The sequence below is a fragment of the Streptococcus sp. SO2 genome (assembly GCF_030440025.1).
Genome location: NZ_JAQFJH010000005.1, coordinates 53,264 through 75,014 on the forward strand (window position 1 = coordinate 53,264; position 21,751 = coordinate 75,014).

General features: G+C 41.1%; 9 protein-coding genes. All 9 read left to right on the forward strand.

Features of this window, described 5'->3' with window-relative positions:
• Window positions 1-38: 38 nt before the first annotated feature.
• The 9 genes from PCY17_RS06530 to gyrB all read left to right on the forward strand — a co-directional run bounded on the left by PCY17_RS06530 (window position 39) and on the right by gyrB (window position 21,718).
• Window positions 39-7,148, forward strand: a complete 7,110-nt coding sequence (locus tag PCY17_RS06530; RefSeq protein WP_301392251.1) for an SIALI-17 repeat-containing surface protein — start codon at window positions 39-41, stop codon at window positions 7,146-7,148.
• A gap of 178 nt (window positions 7,149-7,326) precedes the next feature.
• Window positions 7,327-8,178, forward strand: coding sequence for an NAD(P)H-hydrate dehydratase (locus tag PCY17_RS06535; RefSeq protein WP_071851358.1), 852 nt, complete (start codon window positions 7,327-7,329; stop codon window positions 8,176-8,178).
• A 206-nt stretch (window positions 8,179-8,384) separates the two neighbouring features.
• Entirely contained in the window at window positions 8,385-10,877 is a 2,493-nt protein-coding gene (locus tag PCY17_RS06540; protein ID WP_247924037.1) for a bifunctional DnaQ family exonuclease/ATP-dependent helicase, read from the forward strand.
• A 5-nt stretch (window positions 10,878-10,882) separates the two neighbouring features.
• The gene (locus PCY17_RS06545) at window positions 10,883-12,106 is read left to right on the forward strand and encodes an FtsW/RodA/SpoVE family cell cycle protein (protein WP_000830416.1); all 1,224 of its coding nucleotides are present in this window, start codon (window positions 10,883-10,885) and stop codon (window positions 12,104-12,106) included.
• Between the two features lie 10 nt (window positions 12,107-12,116).
• On the forward strand, window positions 12,117-12,671 hold the full coding sequence (locus tag PCY17_RS06550) for a DJ-1 family glyoxalase III (RefSeq protein WP_084944427.1): 555 nt from the start codon (window positions 12,117-12,119) through the stop codon (window positions 12,669-12,671).
• Between the two features lie 385 nt (window positions 12,672-13,056).
• A complete protein-coding gene (locus tag PCY17_RS06555; protein WP_000894366.1) occupies window positions 13,057-13,920 on the forward strand; it encodes a helix-turn-helix domain-containing protein in 864 nt (287 codons plus the stop codon).
• An 86-nt stretch (window positions 13,921-14,006) separates the two neighbouring features.
• A complete protein-coding gene (locus PCY17_RS06560) occupies window positions 14,007-18,734 on the forward strand; it encodes a glycoside hydrolase family 70 protein (protein ID WP_301392252.1) in 4,728 nt (1,575 codons plus the stop codon).
• A gap of 460 nt (window positions 18,735-19,194) precedes the next feature.
• Window positions 19,195-19,758 (forward strand): HAD-IA family hydrolase, encoded by a 564-nt coding sequence (locus PCY17_RS06565; protein WP_025168831.1) that lies wholly within the window; start codon window positions 19,195-19,197, stop codon window positions 19,756-19,758.
• A gap of 13 nt (window positions 19,759-19,771) precedes the next feature.
• Window positions 19,772-21,718, forward strand: a complete 1,947-nt coding sequence (gene gyrB, locus PCY17_RS06570; protein WP_000134077.1) for a DNA topoisomerase (ATP-hydrolyzing) subunit B — start codon at window positions 19,772-19,774, stop codon at window positions 21,716-21,718.
• The last annotated feature ends 33 nt before the right edge of the window (window positions 21,719-21,751 follow it).

Here is a 21,751-nt window from a genome sequence, read left to right on the forward strand (position 1 = left end):
CGCTTACTTTGTATCAAGAAAAAGAAATGAGGATTTTAATGAACAAAAGACTTTTTGATAAACGTTGTCATTATAGCATTCGTAAATTTGCAATAGGTGCGGCATCTGTAATGATTGGGGCTAGTATATTTGGTATTTCTGCTGTACAAGCTGAGGAGGTGGATTCATCCAATGCTAAAACAGAAGAAACAACTGTTCATCAAGCTCAACCTTTAGATAAGCTTCCCGATGATGTGGTAGCTGCTATTGCAAAGGCTGATGAGAATGGTGGGCGTGAGTTTGTAAAACCAAAAGCTGAATCGGCAGAAGACAAAGTGACTAAGGATACAGAACCTACTACACCTACTAACGAGAGTAGTCGTGAATTGGTTAGTCCTAAAGGGGAAACTCCAAATAAAGTAGAAGAAGGAAACAAGGCTGATAACAAACAGAAATCTGAAGAGGCAAATCCAAAGCCTGTTGAATCTGCAGTAACAGCTGGAACAGAAGTGAAAGAGGATTCTAAAAAAACTTCTGAAAAGGACCAAGTGAAAGCAGACACAGAGATTAAACCTTCTTCTGAAAAATCGCAAGTGCTGTCTAGAGAGTCAAACAAAGCCGAAGTTGAAAAGGAAAAACAGCTATTATCGGAACGAAAACAAGATTTTAATAAAGATTGGTATTTTAAACTAAATGCCCAAGGAGATTTTTCAAAAAAAGATGTGGATGTTCATGATTGGTCTAAATTGAATCTTCCTCATGATTGGAGTATTTATTTTGACTTTGATCACAAGTCTCCCGCTCGTAATGAAGGTGGGCAGTTAAATGGTGGAACAGCTTGGTATCGTAAGACTTTCATATTAGACGAAGCAGACAAGAATAAGGATGTTCGTATCAATTTTGATGGGGTTTACATGGATTCAAAGGTCTATGTAAATGGTAAATTTGTCGGACATTATCCAAGTGGCTATAATCATTTTTCATATGATATCACAGAATTTTTAAACAAGGATGGTAGTGAAAATTCAATTACTGTTCAAGTGACCAATAAGCAACCAAGCAGTCGTTGGTATTCAGGAAGTGGGATTTATCGTGATGTAACCCTTAGTTATCGTGATAAAGTCCATGTTGCCGAAAATGGTAATCATATCACTACTCCAAAACTTGCTGAGCAAAAAGAAGGGAATGTTGAAACACAGGTTCAAAGTAAGATTAAAAATACGGATAAGAAGGCTGCTAAAGTCTTTGTGGAACAACAAATTTTTACTAAGGAAGGTAAGGTTGTTTCAGAATTAGTGCGCTCTGAAACGAAGAATTTAGCAGAAAATGAAGTTGCAGATTTCAGACAAACAATCCTAGTTAATAAACCAACTCTTTGGACGACAAAAAGTTATCATCCTCAACTGTATGTGCTGAAAACAAAGGTTTATAAAGAAGGTCAACTAGTTGATGTAACAGAAGATACATTTGGTTACCGCTATTTCAATTGGACTGCTAAGGATGGTTTCTCTTTGAATGGTGAACGCATGAAATTCCATGGAGTAAGTATTCACCATGACAATGGAGCCTTGGGTGCAGAAGAGAATTATAAGGCTACTTATCGTAAATTAAAACTCTTGAAAGATATGGGGGTTAACTCTATTCGAACAACCCACAATCCAGCTAGCCCTCAGTTGCTTGATGCTGCGGCTAGCTTAGGTCTTTTGGTTCAAGAGGAAGCTTTTGATACTTGGTATGGTGGCAAGAAGACTTACGACTATGGACGGTTCTTTGATCAAGATGCAACCCATCCTGAAGCTAAAAAGGGTGAGAAGTGGTCTGATTTTGATCTTAGAACAATGGTAGAACGTGATAAGAACAACCCGTCTATCGTCATGTGGTCTCTTGGAAATGAGGTAGAAGAGGCAAATGGTAGTCCTCGTTCTATCGAAACTGCTAAGCGTCTGAAGGCAGTTATCAAAGCGATTGATACTGAACGTTATGTCACCATGGGTGAAAACAAATTTAGTCGTGCAGCGACAGGTGATTTCTTGAAACTTGCAGAAATCATGGATGCTGTGGGGATGAACTATGGTGAACGTTTTTATGATGCGGTTCGTAGTGCTCATCCAGACTGGCTCATTTATGGTTCTGAAACTTCTTCAGCTACTAGAACGCGTGATTCTTATTACAATCCTGCTCAAATCCTTGGACATGATAACCGTCCAAATCGTCACTATGAACAATCTGACTATGGTAATGACCGTGTTGGATGGGGAAGAACAGCTACTGAATCATGGACTTTTGACCGTGATCGTGCTGGCTATGCTGGACAATTTATCTGGACAGGAATTGACTACATCGGTGAACCAACTCCATGGCATAACCAAGATAATACACCTGTAAAAAGTTCTTACTTTGGTATCATCGATACGGCTGGTTTACCGAAGAATGATTTTTACCTTTACCGTAGTGTATGGTATAGTGCTAAAGAAAAGCCAACTGTTCGCATTTTACCACATTGGAACTGGACTGAAGAGACCCTTAAGGATCGTAAGATGCTGGTTGATGGAAAGGTTCCGGTTCGTACCTTCTCAAATGCTGCAAGCGTCGAATTGTTCTTAAATGGAGAGTCGCTTGGTAAAAAGGAATCTACTAAGAAAAGGACAGAAGATGGACGTCCATATCATGAGGGAGCTAAACCAAGTGAATTGTATCTTGAGTGGCTTGTGAAATACCAACCAGGCACACTGACTGCGATTGCTCGAGATGAAAATGGCAACGAAATTGCGCGTGATAGTGTGACAACTGCTGGGGAGCCAGCAAGAGTTCGTCTGACTAAAGAAGAGCATGTTATCACTGCAGATGGAAAGGACCTATCCTACATCCATTATGAAATTGTTGATGGCGATGGTAATGTGGTTCCTACAGCTAACAATCTTGTTCATTTCAATCTTCATGGTCAGGGACAAATCGTTGGTGTAGATAATGGAGAACAAGCTAGTCGTGAACGCTACAAAGCTCAAGCAGATGGAACATGGCAAAGACGTGCTTTCAATGGTAAAGGGGTTGTCATTGTAAAATCAACAGAAAAAGAAGGTAAATTTACTCTTTATGCAGATTCTGCTGGTTTAACTTCTGATAGCGCAACGGTCGCAACTGTGTCTGGTAAGAAAGAAAACCGTCACTTTGTAGCCTTTGCTCCTGTAAAAGCAACAACTGATGTGACTAAAAATCCTGAATTGCCTCAAACAGTAACAGCTATTTATAGCGACGGTAGTGTTGAGGAAAAGACTGTAACATGGGACGTGCCAGCTGACTTGCTTACAAGCGCAGGTGAGAAAAAAGTATCTGGACGTGTAGAAGGTTTGGAAACCAAAGCTGAGGCACTTGTAAAAGTGATTGCTTTAGATAGATGGTTACCAAAAGTTGTTACAGTACCAGTTGGTACAACTGCAGCTGATTTGGATAAAACGGTCACAGCTGTTCTGACAGATGGTAGTTTGATTGATACAGATGTTGTTTCTTGGATTTTGAAAGATCCTGCTGCTTTAACCAAGGAAGGAGGACGTACGGAGGCTACTGGTAAATTGGTAGATGACGACCGTGAAGTAACTGCAACCTTTATCGCAAGTAGTAAGGAAACAACAAGTAGCATTACAGGACTTACTGTTGGGGATAAAGCTCTGGAAAACTTCGAGTCTGGCAAGACTTATTACCGTGTATCCCTTCCTTACACTGGAACAATTCCAAGTGTTGGAGCTCAGACTACCGGATATCAAGTAACTGTTCAGCAAGCTTCTGCTGATAATGGTTATCAGGCTTCGGTCTTCTTGAGCGACCAAAAGGGTGACTTGGTTCAAACTTACTTAATTCAGTTTGTGAAGGAAGCTCCTGCCTTGAAACGTTTGGAAGTAGTTGTAGAAGGAAAAGAAACTGCTACAGAAGATCAAGTCTTAACTTATCGTGTCATTGGTAGTTATGAGGATGGTTCACAAACAGAATTTTCAGCATCAGATATTCACTTAGAAGCTAAGGCATCTGATGGTGGGTATCTTGAGGTGAATGGTCAGAACCTATTGCTCTATACTAAGGGAAGAGTGACTTTGAAACCTCGAATCGATAATCAAACAGAGAAAACAGAATCTGTAACTACTGAAGTGGTGATTAAAGAAAATAAAGTCAGCAAGAAGATTGTGAAACTTCATCCTGTATCTGTTTCTACAGATATTAATCAGCAACCGAATCTACCTAAAGAAGTTGGAGCAGAATTTGATAAGGGCTTGCCACGCAAAGTATCTGTAACTTGGGACAAGGTGGATGAAAAAGAATTGGGGCATTATCATAGCTTTACACTTAAAGGACATGTAGAAGGCACAGACATTGAAGCTCAAGCAACGGTGACAGTTGAAGGTTTACAAGTTGCAGAGGAAATCAGCCTTACTCTTCCTAAGGGTGAGACAGTTCAATTGCCAGCCAATGTGCGTGCTTACCATTCTAACGGAACAACTATCTACAAAGATGTAGTTTGGGATCAGGTTCCAGCCAACTTTAGTCAAACTGAAGGAGTCTATGAAATCAATGGTCGCTTAGTAGGTAGCAATCTGACCACTAAAGCTCATGTTCGAGTGTCTAGTCAAGTTGTTGCTGGAAATAATATCTCTAAACAATGGACAGGTTCGCAATTGCCAGCTGCCATTGTATCCAATACAGGAGGAGATGACTCAGCTAATACCTTGAACGACCTGACTGTGTCAAGAACGCCAACAGACGCTAAAAATAGATGGACTACTTGGAGAACAAATACTGATAATGACTGGGCTTCTATCTTGTTTGGTAATTCAGGAGATTTGACGAAACGTTTTGTCAACAATTTATCAGTTGATTTCTATACTGATGGAGCAATTGGTCTTCCAAAAGAATATGTAGTTGAATATTATGTAGGTAAAGAAATTCCAGATTTACCAAGTGATGTCAGCAATGCTCAGCGTGATAGCAATCATCCATTTAATAATCCAGAAAATTGGAAAGCAGTTGAGAACTTGCATGCTCCAGGTCAGCTATCTGCAACTCAAACAAATCACTTCACATTTGACAAGGTAGAAACTTATGCTGTTCGTATTCGTATGAAGAAGGCTGATGGAACATCAGGTGTTGGTCTGACAGAGCTAACTGTCCTTGGAAATAAGGTAGTAAGCTCTACAAGTTCAGAGATTTCTATCAAGGTAGATGGCAAGGAACTTGAACACTTTAATCCATCTAAGACTGATTACTATATTCCTCAATCTAGCAAACAAATCACTGCAACAGCTAGCAATAATGGTTTGGTAACAGTTGTGCCTGCAACTAGTCCAAAAGGTGCAACACGTCTCATCTTAAAAGCAGAAGATGGTACGGTATTGAAAGAATATCGAATCTTCCGCAATGATGAGAGAGAAACTAGTCAACCGCTTGCTGCAGAAAATGGTGCTAAAATCTTGAATGTTGGAGACAATCTTCAACTTCCTTCAGAGGTAGGCGTTTATTACCCAACTTCAACTACTTGGACTACAGAAAAACTTGCAGTGAAGTGGGATGCTATTCCTGAACATGCGACAGAGCATGAGGGAACATTTGAAGTTACCGGTCATGTCATTGGTACAAATCTAACCACTAAAATGCAGGTGACAGTTGTTTCTAAAGGCAATCAAGTCATTTCAGAAAATCCAAACAACAATGAAACGGATTCTAAAGCCTTTGCTTCGACAACGAACGATACACAAGCAGCTTCACATGATAGAATTTTCTATATCAATGATGGAAAATACAATGAAGATGGACGTTGGACAAACTGGTCTCGTACTCCGAAAAATCAAGAAACTTCTGTTGGATTACTCTTTAAGAAGGATGGAAAAATTACTTCTCAATCTATTGGAAAAGTAGCCATTCAGTTCTTTAAAGATAGTGGCACAGATGCTCCAGAGAAAATGGTTCTAGAAAGATATATTGGTCCTGCCTTTACAGAACCAAGTACGATTTCTCGTTATGAAGAAAATGCTGACCATCCATTCAACAAGGCAGAAAATTGGGCACCAATTCCTTACAAAGTTTCTGGAGAATTAGTAGCTGGTAAACCAATTGAGTTTAACTTTGAACCGGTTCAAGCGACAGCTATTCGTGCCCGCATGACTCGTAAGGCTACTACTAATGGCCTAGCGCTTGTAGAATTTACAGCCTACTCTTCAGGCAAGGGAGCAGAAGTCGAAACACCATCAGCGACTATTTCGATTGATGGAAAAGCATTGGAAAACTTTGATCCAAATGTGACAGAGTACACCTTAACAACAATGGGATCCAAACCAAAAGTCACTGCGACAACTAGTGGACACGGAGTAGTTACAGTTGTAGATCATGGAAATACAAATCTTCCAACACTTGTTCGTCTTGTTTCCAAAGATGGGAATCTAGTGAAAGAATATCGTTTACACTTTAAGTCTACCTTCCAAACAACACCGACAGAAGGCGTTAAGAACTTAGTTGCAGAAGTTCCAAGTTTGGAAATTGAAAAGACTCCACTTCCGTTTAAAGAAGTTATTCGTGAAATCCCTGAGCTTGCTCAAGGTAAACGTCGTGTAGTTTCTGAAGGACAAGATGGAGAAAAAGTTGACTATATTCAAGTATCAGGAACTACTAGAACTCTTGTTCATACTGAACAAAGAAAAGCTCAAGATCGTATTATTGAGGTAGGAGTAAAACCATCTATTTCAAATAGTAAGGGTGAGGAGCCTACGCCAGTCAACGAAGTTCCAGAATTCAAAGGCGGTGCTAACTTTGTAGAAGCAGCAGTCAACGAAGTTCCAGAATACACAGGAATTCTTGCCACTGTAGGAGATCAAGCAGCACCAAGCGTTGAGAAACCTGAATTTAAGGGTGGTGTTAATGCTGTAATGGCTCTAGAACATAAACTTCCAGAGTACCGTGGTGTTCTAGCCACAGTAGGTGACCAACCAGCACCGACAGTAGAAAAACCAGAGTTTAAGCTAAGTTCATTAGACAAGGCTCAAACTCAAGAAGTGCCAGTTCAAGTTGCCAAGGAAGACAAGAGATTACCAGAAACTGGTGAGGGAGAATCTGAGACAGCCCTCTTCTTGGCAGGTGTTACCTTGGCCTTGTCAGCAGCCTTATTAACTGCAAAACGCAAAGAGGATTAGTCTGTTCATTTAATACCAGATTAGTAGAAGATAAAAAATGAATCGATTACTTTCGTGTTTGGACGAAAGGAGAGTAGAGGGGCTTTGTCCCCTCTTTTTCTATATGAACGAATAGATTTATGTTCAAGATGCAAGGTGTATAGACTTTATAGTATAATGAATAGAGAGGAAAATAACGATGAAAGTGATTGATCAAACTTTACTAGAAAAAGTCATTGTGGAACGGTCTCGTCACAGTCATAAGGGAGATTTCGGTCGTCTGCTCTTGCTGGGAGGAACCTATCCTTATGGAGGTGCTATCATCATGTCAGCCATTGCAGCTGTAAAAAGCGGCGCTGGTTTGGTGACTGTTGGCACGGATAAGGAGAATATTCCGGCTCTGTACAGTCATTTACCTGAGGCCATGGCATTTTCTCTTCAAGACCAGCAATTGTTAAAAGAACAGTTAGTAAAGGCAGAAGTTGTCTTGTTAGGTCCGGGTTTGCGAGAGGATGCATTTGGAGAAGAACTCGTAAAACGGGTCTTTGACAGCCTTAGAAAAGACCAGATTTTGATTGCAGATGGCGGTGCTTTGGGCATCTTAGCAAACGGCCAGTTACCGTTTCCTTCCAGTCAGCTCATCCTAACTCCCCACCAAAAGGAATGGGAAAGATTATCTGGTACAGCTCTTGACCATCAAAATACAGAGACGACTGCTAGGGCTCTTTCATCTTTTCCACAAGGAACGATTCTAGTCGAGAAGGGGCCAGCAACTCGTATCTGGCAAGCTGGCAAACCTGAATACTATCAGTTACAGGTTGGAGGCCCCTATCAAGCAAGTGGGGGAATGGGAGATACACTGGCTGGAATGATTGCAGGATTTGCAGGCCAATTCCGACAGGCCAGTCTCTATGAACGTGTGGTGGTAGCGACTCATCTGCACTCAGCCATTGCCCAAGAACTAGCTCAAGAACACTATGTGGTTTTACCAAGTCAGATTAGCTGTGAAATTCCAAAAACAATGAAAAAAATATCCCAAAAAGGCAATTGAAATCTTAATTGCCTTTTTTTATGTTTTCACAGCTGATTTATTTTTCTGGTAAGATTTTTAAATACCTCAGAACCAGCAACCAACTGCTGAACTTACGAAAAATTCTCACTTTTAAGGTCTTGATTTTTTATTAAACTCACAAATGAAGCAAGATTGTTAACAAAGTTGAGGGGTGTCAAATCATGCTTTTTTTGATATAATTTTTAATGATGAATGCAAGAAATGATCGGTATGTGGTCGTTGATTTAGAGGCGACCAGCACCGGAAGCAAGGCAAAAATTATTCAAGTAGGCATTGTGGTGATTGAGAATGGTGAAATCATCGATCAGTATGCGACTGATGTCAATCCCCATGAACCCTTGGATTCTCATATCAAAGAATTAACGGGTCTGACCGATCAGCGTTTGGCTGCGGCACCAGAGTTTTCTCAGGTGGCCGGAAAAATTTTTGAATTGGTTAAGGACGGTATTTTTGTTGCGCACAATGTACAGTTTGATGCTAATCTTCTTGCAGAATTCCTCTTTTTGGAAGGATATGAATTGCGTACACCGCGGGTGGATACAGTTGAGCTTGCCCAGGTTCTGTATCCTCAGTTTGAGAAATACAATCTAGGTATCCTTTGTCAAGAGTTGGGTATTGAACTAGAACATGCCCATACTGCCCTGTCTGATGCTCAGGCAACAGCAGAACTCTTGCTTTACATGCGTCAAAAACTCTTTGAGCTACCTAAAGGGCTCTTAGAAAGCTTATTAAACCTTGCAGACAACCTTCTCTATGAAAGTTATCTGGTGATTGAGGAGGTCTATCAGCAACAATCTCTCTTATCTTCGCCCGACTTGATGGAACTTCATGGGCTTTTCCTCAGAAAGGAAAGCAAAGCCTTAGTCCCACGAAAGTTATCCAAAGACTTTGCTAAAAACATTTCTTTATTGGGGCTGGAGGAGCGTCCGCAACAGTTGGAATTTGCGGAGAAGATTGAGCAATTATTGGAAGAACACCAGACTTCCTTTATCCAAGCCCAAACGGGACTGGGCAAGACTTATGGTTATCTCCTCCCAGCTTTGAACTTGGAGAGTCAAGCAGGTATCCTAGTGAGTGTTCCGACCAAAATTCTTCAAAATCAAATCATGCAAGAAGAAGGTCAGCGCTTAAAAGAGGTCTTCCATCTGGAAATTCATAGTCTCAAGGGGCCTCAAAATTATTTAAAACTGGATGCCTTTCACCGAGTTCTCCATCGACTGGAGTCCAATCGCCTTTTCACACGCTTTAAAATGCAGTTGCTTATCTGGCTAACAGAGACAGAGACAGGTGACTTGGACGAAATAGGGCAACTTTATCGCTATCAGCATTTTCTGCCAGAACTAGTCCACGATGGCAAGCTTTCAAAGAAAAGTTTATTTGCCACAGAGGATTTTTGGAAACGAGGGCAGGAAAAGGCAAAAACCAGTCGTGTTCTTCTGACCAATCATGCTTATCTGGTCACTCGTTTGGAAGACAATCCAGAGTTTGTCGATAACCGTTTAGTAATCTTGGATGAGGCTCAAAAAATGCTGCTAGCTCTCGAAAATCTAGCCCAGCAGGCTTATCGTCTTGAGGATCTTGTAACCCAGCTTGATAAGTCCTTGGAGACAGAGGAAGATTTGGTTCAGAAACGCTTGCTTGAGAGTATCGGCTTTGAATGTCGTTACTTGATGGAGCACTACCAGTCAGGCCTTAAGAATGGAAAGTGGTTGGATTCTCTTGAAGAGTTGCGCCAGCATTTTTCGGAGCTAGCTCTCCCAGAGTATAGAGAGATTGCAAACTTTTTCACCTCGGACCGTGAATTTTGGCTTGCTACAGCAGAGAAATCGAGCAAGGATGTCTTGATTTGTTCAAGTAAAAAAGGCCGCTTTATACTAGCAGACTTATTGCCAGAAGATTGTAGGCTCCTAGGAGTATCGGCCACTCTTGAAATCAGCAATCGGGTTTCCCTAGCAGATTTATTGGGATTTCCGGATGCTCCGCTTGTTAGGCTTGATGTAGCAAAACAGGAGCAACAAGAAGTCTTTCTAGTCGATGATTTTCCTCTTGTGACAGAAGTTTCACCTGTTGACTATGCTAGTGAAGTGGCTTCTGTCATTCGAAGCTTACAAGCCTTTCAAGAACCCATACTGGTCTTGTTTACTTCAAAAGAAATGCTGCTGGCAGTTTCGGACCTGCTCGACCAACCGCATCTAGCTCAGTATAAAAATGGGGAACCAAGTCAACTGAAAAAACGTTTTGAAAAAGGTGAACGCAAGATCTTGCTTGGAACAGGTAGTTTCTGGGAAGGGGTTGATTTTTCAACCCATCCTTGCGTGATCCAAGTGATTCCGAGATTGCCTTTCCAAAATCCCCAAGAGCCTTTAACAAAAAAATTAAACCAGGAACTGCGTCAAGAAGGGAAAAATCCTTTCTATGATTATCAGTTACCGATGGCGATCATTCGGCTAAAACAAGCCCTTGGTCGTACTGTTAGACGGCCCAACCAAGGTTCGGTTGCTCTAATCTTAGACAGTCGTGTTGTCAGCAAGCGTTACGGCAAACAAATCGCCCAGACCTTGTCAAAAGAAAGGGCTGTTCAGGTTCTTTCTAGAGAACAGCTAGAGCCTGCTGTAGCTGATTTTCTCCAATCCCGTCGCAATAGAATGAAAGAAAAATCCCAGAAAGAGAAAAGGTAAAAAATATGAAACGATCCTTCGACTCTCGAGTCGATTATAGCCTCCTCCTACCAGTGTTTTGTTTACTGGTGATTGGAGTAGTGGCCATTTATATAGCAGTTAGTCATGACTATCCAAATAATGTATTACCAATTCTAGGTCAGCAAATCGCTTGGATTTCCTTGGGGCTTGTCATTGGATTTGTGGTCATGTTCTTTAATACCGAGTTTTTATGGAAGGTGACTCCCTATCTTTATGGTCTAGGGTTGGCTTTGATGGTCCTACCTCTTGTTTTCTTCAATCCAAATCTTGTAGCGTCAACAGGTGCCAAGAACTGGGTATCGATTGGTGGAACGACACTTTTCCAGCCATCGGAATTCATGAAGATTTCCTATATCTTGATGTTGGCTCGAGCCATTGTAAGATTCACTCAAAAACACAAGGAATGGCGACGGACTATTCCCTTGGATTTCCTATTGATTGGTTGGATGATCGCCTTTACCATACCAGTCTTGCTCCTCTTAGCCCTACAAAGTGATCTGGGGACTGCCTTGGTCTTTGTAGCTATTTTTTCCGGTATGGTTCTCCTTTCAGGTGTTTCGTGGAAGATTATCATTCCGGTCTTTGTGACAGGAGTGACTGCAGTTGCAGGCTTCATGGCCATCTTTATAAGCAAGGATGGACGTGCCTTCTTGCATCAGATTGGGATGCCAACTTACCAGATCAACCGCATCTTGGCTTGGCTCAATCCCTTTGACTTTGCGCAAACAACGACTTACCAACAGGCGCAGGGACAAATTGCGATTGGAAGTGGTGGCTTGTTTGGACAAGGTTTCAATGTGTCCAATCTCCTCATTCCAGTACGTGAAAGTGATATGATTTTTACCGTAATTGCTGAAGACTTTGGCTTCATTGGTTCGGTCTTTGTCGTTGCTTTATACTTGCTTCTTATTTACCGGATGTTGAAGATTACGCTCAGGTCAAACAACCAGTTCTACACCTATATCTCGACTGGATTTATCATGATGTTGCTCTTCCATATCTTTGAAAATATCGGTGCCGTGACAGGCTTACTTCCTTTGACAGGGATTCCTCTGCCTTTCATCTCTCAAGGGGGCTCCGCAATTATTAGCAACCTCATTGGTGTCGGTCTCCTCTTGTCTATGAGTTACCAGACCAATCTAGCGGAGGAGAAAAGTGGAAAAGTTCCATTCAAACGAAAGAAAGTCGTCCTAAAACAAATCAAATAAGGAGGTCACTATGGCAAAAGTTGCAGTTATCTTAGCAAATGGCTTTGAAGAAATCGAAGCCTTGACAGTAGTCGATGTCTTGCGTCGAGCAAACATTTCTTGTGATATGGTAGGATTTGAAGAGCAGGTGACAGGATCACATGACATTCAGGTAAAAGCCGACCATATCTTTGATGGCGATTTATCCGACTATGACTTGGTCGTTCTTCCAGGTGGCATGCCAGGCTCAGCTCACCTACGAGATAATCAAGCCCTCATTTCACAGATTAAAGGCTTTGACCAAGCAGGAAAGAAAATTGCTGCCATCTGTGCAGCTCCAATCGCTCTTCATCAAGCAGGTGTCCTGCAAGACAAGCACTTTACTTGTTATGACGGAGTTCAGGAGCAAATTACTGACGGAATTTATCAAAAGCAAATAGTGGTTGTAGATGGTAATCTAACAACCAGCCGAGGACCGTCAACCGCACTTGCCTTTGCCTATGAATTGGTGGACCAGTTGGGAGGAGATGCCGAAAGTTTACTAGTCGGCATGCTCTATCGAGATGTCTTTGGAAATCAACAGTAAAACGAGAGGCGGACTCTCGTTTTTTTATTTACTCTATGTCTAAAAAATGTTTCAGATGATTGTCTTGCGATTTTATATCAATCTTTTATAAATCAATCAAGCTTTGTCCAGAACTTTGTCTAGCATAAGAAGGAAATCTATCTCTAGAAATGTTAGTGTTTTCAAGTTGTTAGATAGAATACTTCAGATTGTTACTGAAATCAAAAGATTCTTGAAAAAGATAGAATATTCAACAAATGCTATATTAAACGGTCTTATCATGCGAATTAATCTGCTTGTATTAATTTGAAATATAAAGTACTTTCTCTGTAATGTAATTGAAACATGTTACTAGTATATTAAAATTAGTCAGAATTTTTTGCATATACGAAACTGGGGGAGTGATATGTTGGAAACTTTTGGAAAAATATTCAAAGTCATTAGAGAATCAAAAAAAATGTCCCTGAAAGAGGTAGCTGCTGGTGATATTTCCGTGGCTCAGCTATCCCGTTTTGAACGGGGAGTCAATGGGATCACACTTGATTCTTTTTATTGCTGTTTAAAAAATATGGCCGTTTCCCTAGAGGAGTTTCAGTATGTTTACCATAATTACATTGATTCAGATGATGTGCTGTTCTCAAAAAAAGTAGCTGATGCATATCAGGAAAACAATGTTGTCAAGCTCCAAAATATTTTGTCAAGCTCAGAAGCTTTGACTGAACAGTTTCCTGAGAAGAAAAACTATAAACTCAATACGATCATTGTCAGGGCTCTCTTGTCCTCCTGTTGCTCAGATTTTCAGATTAGCAAGAAGGATATTGAATTTCTGACGGATCATCTCTTTTCTGTTGAGGAGTGGGGACGTTATGAACTCTGGCTTTTTACAAACAGTGTTGATTTGATGACCTTGGAAACGCTGGAAACCTTCGCTAGTGAGATGATCAATCGTACCCAGTTTTATAACAACCTACCTGAAAATCGCCGCCGTATTATCAAGATGCTACTTAATGTCATTAGTGTCTGTATAGAAGGGAACCACCTGCTAGTTGCTATGAGGTTTCTCAATTATCTCGACCACTCTAAAATTCCTGAAACAGATCTATATGATCGAACGCTGATTAAGTATCATAGGGCTCTCTACTCCTACAAGGTTGGGAATACCAATGCTCTCAGTGACATCGAGCAATGCCTATCTTTTTTTGAATTTTTAGATTCCTTTGGTGTTGCCCAAAAGCTTAAAGAACAGTTTGAAAGAATTTGCCTTTCATAGTTGTAGATGTGCAACAAAAAATGATCATTTTGAAAAATATACTAGAATAAGAGCATAACTTTATACTAAATTCAGAAGGAGGCTTTATGATGGAGAAAAAGATTCATTATAAGATGCATAAAGTTAAGAAAAACTGGGTAGCCATTGCTTTGACTACCTTGGCCCTTATTGTAGCACCAAAGGTACTTGGTCTAGAACCAGGCGTTGTCCATGCGGATGATGTAAAGCAGGTTGTAGTTCAAGAACCTGCTACAGCTCAGACTAGTGGTTCGGGTCAGAAAACTCCAGCCCAAGCTAAAATAGCATCTGAGCAAGAAGCAGAAAAAGTAACCCCTGCAGACAAGGTGACAGACGATGTTGCTGCTAGTGAAAAGCCTGCTAAACCAGCAGAAAATACAGAAGCAACAGTTCAAACCAATGCTCAAGAGCCTGCTAAACCAGCAGATACGAAAGAAGCATCTACAGAAAAGGCTGCTGTTGCTGAAGAAGTTAAAGCTGCTAATGCAATCACAGAAACTCCTAAAACTGAAGTAGCAGACCAGAATAAACAAGCAAGGCCAACAACTGCCCAAGACCAAGAAGGCGACAAACGAGAAAAAACGGCTGTTGAAGACAAGATTGTTGCAAATCCAAAGGTTGCAAAGAAAGATCGCTTGCCCGAACCTGCTCAAAAACAAGGAGCAGTGGCTGAAAGAATGGTGGCAGATCAGGCTCAACCTGCACCTGTAAATGCTGACCATGATGATGATGTCCTATCTCATATTAAGACCATTGATGGTAAAAATTACTATGTTCAGGACGATGGTACAGTTAAAAAGAACTTTGCAGTTGAACTTAATGGGAGAATACTTTATTTTGATGCAGAAACTGGTGCCTTAGTTGATTCAAATGAATATCAGTTCCAACAAGGAACCAGCAGTCTCAATAATGAATTCTCTCAAAAGAATGCTTTTTACGGCACGACTGACAAGGATATCGAAACTGTAGACGGTTATTTGACAGCAGATAGCTGGTATCGTCCAAAGTTCATCTTAAAAGATGGAAAAACATGGACGGCTTCGACAGAAACAGACTTACGTCCCCTTTTGATGGCTTGGTGGCCTGATAAGCGTACTCAGATTAATTACCTCAACTATATGAACCAGCAAGGTCTGGGAGCAGGTGCTTTTGAAAACAAAGTTGAACAAGCTCTTCTGACAGGTGCTTCTCAGCAGGTTCAGCGCAAAATTGAGGAAAAAATTGGTAAAGAAGGCGATACCAAATGGTTGAGAACGCTGATGGGTGCCTTTGTCAAAACCCAGCCAAATTGGAATATCAAGTCAGAGTCTGAAACAACTGGTACTAAAAAGGACCACTTGCAGGGTGGAGCTTTGCTTTATACTAATAATGAGAAGAGCTCTCATGCTGACTCTAAGTTCCGTCTGCTTAACCGTACCCCTACTAGTCAAACAGGTAAACCTAAGTACTTCATTGACAAGTCAAACGGTGGTTATGAGTTCTTGCTCGCTAACGACTTTGACAACTCTAATCCAGCTGTTCAGGCCGAACAACTCAACTGGTTGCATTTTATGATGAACTTTGGAAGCATCGTAGCCAATGATCCGACTGCTAATTTTGATGGAGTTCGTGTCGATGCGGTGGACAATGTCAACGCAGACTTGCTCCAAATCGCATCTGACTACTTCAAGTCTCGCTACAAGGTGGGAGAAAGTGAAGAAGAAGCTATCAAGCATTTGTCTATCTTGGAAGCTTGGTCTGATAACGATCCTGACTACAACAAAGATACTAAAGGTGCTCAACTAGCAATTGACAACAAGCTACGCTTCTCCTTGCTTTATTCATTCATGCGTAATCTATCTATCCGTAGCGGAGTAGAGCCAACGATTACAAATAGTCTAAATGACCGTTCTTCTGAAAAGAAAAATGGCGAACGGATGGCTAACTATATCTTTGTTCGGGCTCATGACAGTGAAGTACAAACCGTTATTGCCGACATCATCCGAGAAAATATTAATCCAAACACGGATGGTTTGACCTTTACTATGGATGAACTCAAGCAAGCCTTCAAGATCTACAACGAAGATATGCGCAAGGCAGACAAGAAGTATACGCAGTTCAACATCCCAACTGCTCATGCTCTCATGCTCTCCAATAAAGACTCTATCACTCGGGTCTACTATGGTGACCTCTATACCGATGATGGTCAATACATGGAGAAAAAATCTCCTTACCACGATGCTATCGATGCCTTGTTGCGTGCTCGTATTAAGTATGTAGCAGGTGGACAAGACATGAAAGTCACATATATGGGTGTACCTCGTGAGGCTGATAAATGGTCTTACAATGGTATTTTGACTTCTGTTCGCTACGGTACTGGTGCCAATGAAGCAACAGATGAAGGAACAGCAGAAACCCGTACCCAAGGGATGGCTGTTATTGCTTCTAACAACCCTAACCTGAAACTGAACGAATGGGATAAACTGCAAGTCAATATGGGAGCAGCCCACAAGAATCAATACTATCGCCCTGTGCTTTTGACGACCAAAGATGGCATTTCCCGCTATCTAACTGACGAAGAAGTGCCGCAATCGCTCTGGAAGAAGACAGATGCTAATGGTATTTTAACCTTTGATATGAATGATATTGCAGGCTATAGCAATGTACAGGTTTCTGGATATCTGGCTGTTTGGGTACCAGTTGGCGCTAAGGCAGATCAGGATGCTCGTACAACAGCAAGCAAGAAGAAAAACGCTAGTGGTCAGGTCTACGAATCTAGCGCAGCCCTTGATTCTCAGTTGATTTACGAAGGATTTTCTAACTTCCAAGACTTTGCAACCCGCGATGACCAATATACCAATAAAGTTATTGCTAAAAATGTCAACCTCTTCAAGGAATGGGGAGTAACTTCATTTGAGCTACCACCTCAGTATGTATCTAGCCAAGACGGTACTTTCTTAGATTCTATCATTCAGAATGGTTATGCCTTTGAAGACCGCTATGATATGGCGATGAGCAAGAACAATAAATATGGTTCTTTAAAAGATTTGCTCAATGCTCTTCGTGCGCTTCACAGTGTTAATATCCAAGCCATCGCGGACTGGGTACCAGACCAAATCTATAACCTACCAGGTAAGGAAGTGGTAACAGCAACACGTGTCAACAACTACGGAACCTACCGTGAAGGTGCAGAAATCAAGGAAAAACTCTATGTAGCTAATAGTAAGACCAATGGAACTGATTTCCAAGGTAAGTACGGTGGCGCCTTCTTAGATGAGCTCAAAGCTAAATATCCAGAAATCTTTGAACGAGTACAGATTTCCAATGGTCAAAAGATGACAACAGATGAGAAGATTACCAAGTGGTCGGCTAAGTACTTCAATGGTACCAATATCTTAGGTCGTGGTGCTTACTATGTTCTTAAAGACTGGGCTAGCAACGACTATCTCACTAACAGAAATGGCGAGATAGTATTGCCTAAGCAATTAGTTAATAAGAATGCTTACACAGGATTTGTTAGTGATGCCAATGGTACTAAGTTCTATTCAACTAGTGGTTATCAAGCTAAAAATTCCTTTATCCAAGATGAAAATGGAAATTGGTATTACTTCGATAAACGAGGCTATCTTGTAACAGGTGCTCATGAAATTGATGGCAAGCACGTTTATTTCTTGAAGAATGGTATTCAACTTCGTGATTCTATCCGTGAAGATGAAAATGGTAATCAGTACTACTATGATCAAACTGGTGCCCAAGTTCTCAACCGTTACTACACTACTGATGGTCAAAACTGGCGTTACTTTGATGCCAAGGGCGTTATGGCTCGAGGTCTTGTCAAGATAGGAGATGGACAGCAATTCTTTGATGAAAACGGCTATCAGGTTAAGGGCAAGATTGTGAGTGCTAAAGATGGCAAACTTCGTTACTTTGACAAGGATTCAGGAAATGCTGTTATCAATCGTTTTGCTCAAGGTGATAACCCAAGTGATTGGTACTATTTCGGAGCAGATGGAGTTGCAGTGACAGGTCTTCAAAAGATTGGTCAACAAACACTTTACTTTGACCAAGATGGCAAGCAAGTCAAGGGTAAAATCGTGACACTTTCAGATAAGAGTATCCGTTACTTTGATGCCAACTCAGGAGAAATGGCGGTCGGCAAGTTTGCTGAAGGTGCCAAGAACGAATGGTATTACTTTGACAAAACTGGTAAAGCAGTGACAGGTCTTCAAAAGATTGGCAAACAAACACTTTACTTTGACCAAGATGGTAAGCAAGTCAAGGGTAAAGTAGTAACTTTGGCTGATAAATCCATCCGTTACTTTGATGCCGACTCAGGAGAAATGGCAGTCGGCAAGTTTGCAGAAGGTGCCAAGAACGAATGGTATTACTTTGACCAAACTGGTAAAGCAGTGACAGGCCTTCAAAAGATTGACAAACAAACACTTTACTTCGACCAAGATGGCAAGCAAGTCAAGGGCAAAATCGTGACACTTTCAGATAAGAGTATCCGTTACTTTGATGCTAACTCAGGAGAAATGGCGGTCGGCAAGTTTGCTGAAGGTGCCAAGAACGAATGGTACTATTTTGATCAAGATGGAAAAGCAGTGACAGGCTTGCAGCAGGTTGGTCAACAGACTCTCTATTTCACGCAAGACGGCAAGCAAGTCAAAGGAAAAGTTGTTGATGTGAATGGGGTTAGTCGATATTTCGATGCCAATTCAGGGGATATGGCTCGAAGCAAATGGATTCAACTTGAAGATGGAAGTTGGATGTATTTTGACCGCGATGGTAGAGGTCAAAACTTCGGAAGAAACTAATCGAATTTAGCTCAATAAAAATCAAACTTTATCTGATGATATACAAAAACGATAACACCTTAAAAGGACGTTATCGTTTTTTGCCTGTTTGGAGAATAAATTACAATTGAAAAGAAAGATGGAATCATTGGGAACTGTAATGAATTAACAAGGGACTCCATATTGGAATAATCTTTTTCTGCACTCTATTGTGGTATTCAAAGCAATGAGTATTCTATTTTTAAAGTTTGAAAATCCAAAAGCGTTTCGTTTGTGAACAATGACGCGGTTGTTAGTAGTTTCTATTCTTTAATTTGTACATTTGAGATAAGAAAGATTTTGCTTGATTATTTATAGAGGAGCTATTCTTCACAAAAAGGCTCCATAGATGCAATAGTGTTTTACTCTCTATATAAATTATAGAGCCGAAAAATCTAGGAAATCATCGCTTTTTTCATAAAAAAATGGTATAATGAAGGGTATGAAATATCACGACTATATATGGGATTTAGGTGGTACCCTATTGGATAATTATGAGACTTCTACTGCAGCCTTTGTAGAAACCTTAGCCCAATACGGAATAGAGCAAGAACACGACCGAGTCTACGAAGCTTTGAAGGTTTCGACAGCTTTTGCCATCGAGAAGTTTGCACCAGATATCGAGGATTTTTTAGAGAACTATAAAGAAAATGAAGCGCGTGAGCTAGAACATCCAGTTTTGTTTGAGGGAATTCCAGAATTACTCAAAGACGTTTCGGACAAGGGTGGTCGCCATTTCTTGGTTTCTCATCGAAATGACCAAGTTCTAGAACTTCTTGCTAAGACCCAGATAGCGAACTACTTCACCGAGGTGGTGACTGCCAGTTCTGGCTTTAAACGAAAACCAGATCCTGAGTCCATGATTTATTTACGTGATAAATATCATATTACATCTGGTTTGGTCATTGGTGACAGAAATATAGATGTAGAAGCAGGTAAAGCTGCTGGCTTAGATGCCTATCTTTTTAATAACGTTGCGACATTGAGACAAGCAATAGACATGTAAGAAAAGGGAAAAAATGACAGAAGAAATCAAAAATCAACAGGCACAGGATTATGATGCCAGTCAAATTCAAGTTTTGGAGGGACTTGAAGCTGTTCGTATGCGTCCAGGTATGTATATTGGATCGACTTCAAAAGAAGGTCTTCACCATCTAGTATGGGAAATCGTTGATAACTCAATTGACGAAGCCCTAGCTGGATTTGCCAGTCACATCCAAGTCTTTATAGAGCCAGATAACTCCATCACCGTAGTGGATGATGGGCGTGGAATTCCTGTTGATATTCAGGAAAAGACAGGACGTCCCGCTGTTGAGACCGTCTTTACAGTTCTTCACGCTGGAGGAAAATTCGGCGGTGGCGGTTACAAGGTTTCAGGTGGATTGCACGGTGTAGGTTCATCAGTAGTAAACGCTCTTTCAACGCAACTAGATGTTCATGTCCACAAAAATGGTAAGATTCATTACCAAGAATACCGTCGTGGTCATGTTGTTGCTGATCTTGAGGTGGTTGGAGATACGGATAAAACGGGAACAACAGTTCACTTCACACCAGATCCAGAGATTTTTACAGAAACAACAACTTTTGACTTTGAAAAATTAAACAAACGTATTCAAGAACTAGCCTTTTTGAATCGAGGCCTTCGAATCTCCATCACAGATAGGCGTGAAGGTCTCGAACAGACTAAACATTACCACTATGAGGGTGGGATTGCTAGCTACGTTGAATATATCAACGAGAACAAGGATGTGATCTTTGATACACCAATCTACACAGACGGTGAGATGGATGATATCACAGTTGAAGTAGCCATGCAGTACACAACCGGTTACCACGAAAACGTTATGAGTTTCGCCAATAACATTCACACCCATGAAGGTGGAACACATGAGCAAGGTTTCCGTACAGCTCTGACGCGTGTTATCAATGATTATGCCCGCAAGAATAAGCTACTAAAAGACAATGAAGATAACCTAACAGGAGAAGATGTCCGTGAAGGTTTGACAGCAGTTATCTCAGTTAAGCATCCAAATCCGCAGTTTGAAGGACAAACCAAGACCAAACTGGGGAATAGTGAAGTAGTCAAGATTACCAATCGCCTCTTCAGCGATGCCTTCTCTGATTTCCTTATGGAAAATCCACAGATCGCCAAGCGTATCGTGGAAAAAGGGATCTTGGCTGCCAAGGCTCGTGTAGCTGCCAAGCGTGCGCGTGAAGTCACACGCAAGAAATCTGGTTTGGAAATTTCCAATCTTCCTGGAAAACTAGCAGACTGTTCTTCGAACAACCCAGCTGAAACCGAACTCTTCATCGTCGAAGGAGACTCAGCTGGTGGATCAGCCAAATCTGGTCGTAACCGTGAGTTCCAGGCTATCCTTCCAATTCGTGGTAAGATCTTGAACGTTGAAAAAGCTAGCATGGATAAAATCCTTGCAAACGAAGAAATTCGAAGTCTTTTCACAGCCATGGGAACAGGATTTGGTGCAGAATTTGATGTCACTAAGGCTCGTTACCAAAAACTCGTTTTGATGACCGATGCCGATGTTGATGGAGCCCACATTCGAACTCTCCTGCTAACCTTGATTTACCGCTACATGAAACCAATCTTAGAGGCTGGTTATGTCTATATTGCCCAACCACCGATTTATGGGGTTAAAGTGGGAAGTGAGATCAAAGAATACATTCAACCTGGTGCAGATCAAGAAATTAAACTCCAAGAAGCCTTAGCACGTCATAGTGAAGGGCGTTCAAAACCAACCATCCAACGTTATAAAGGTTTGGGAGAAATGGATGACCACCAATTGTGGGAAACAACCATGGATCCTGAACATCGCTTGATGGCGCGTGTTTCGGTAGATGATGCTGCCGAAGCAGATAAAATCTTTGATATGTTGATGGGGGATCGAGTAGAACCTCGTCGCGAATTTATCGAAGAAAACGCTGTTTACAGTACACTTGACGTCTAAAAAATGTGGGAAATAGTTCCCTTGGTTTAAAAA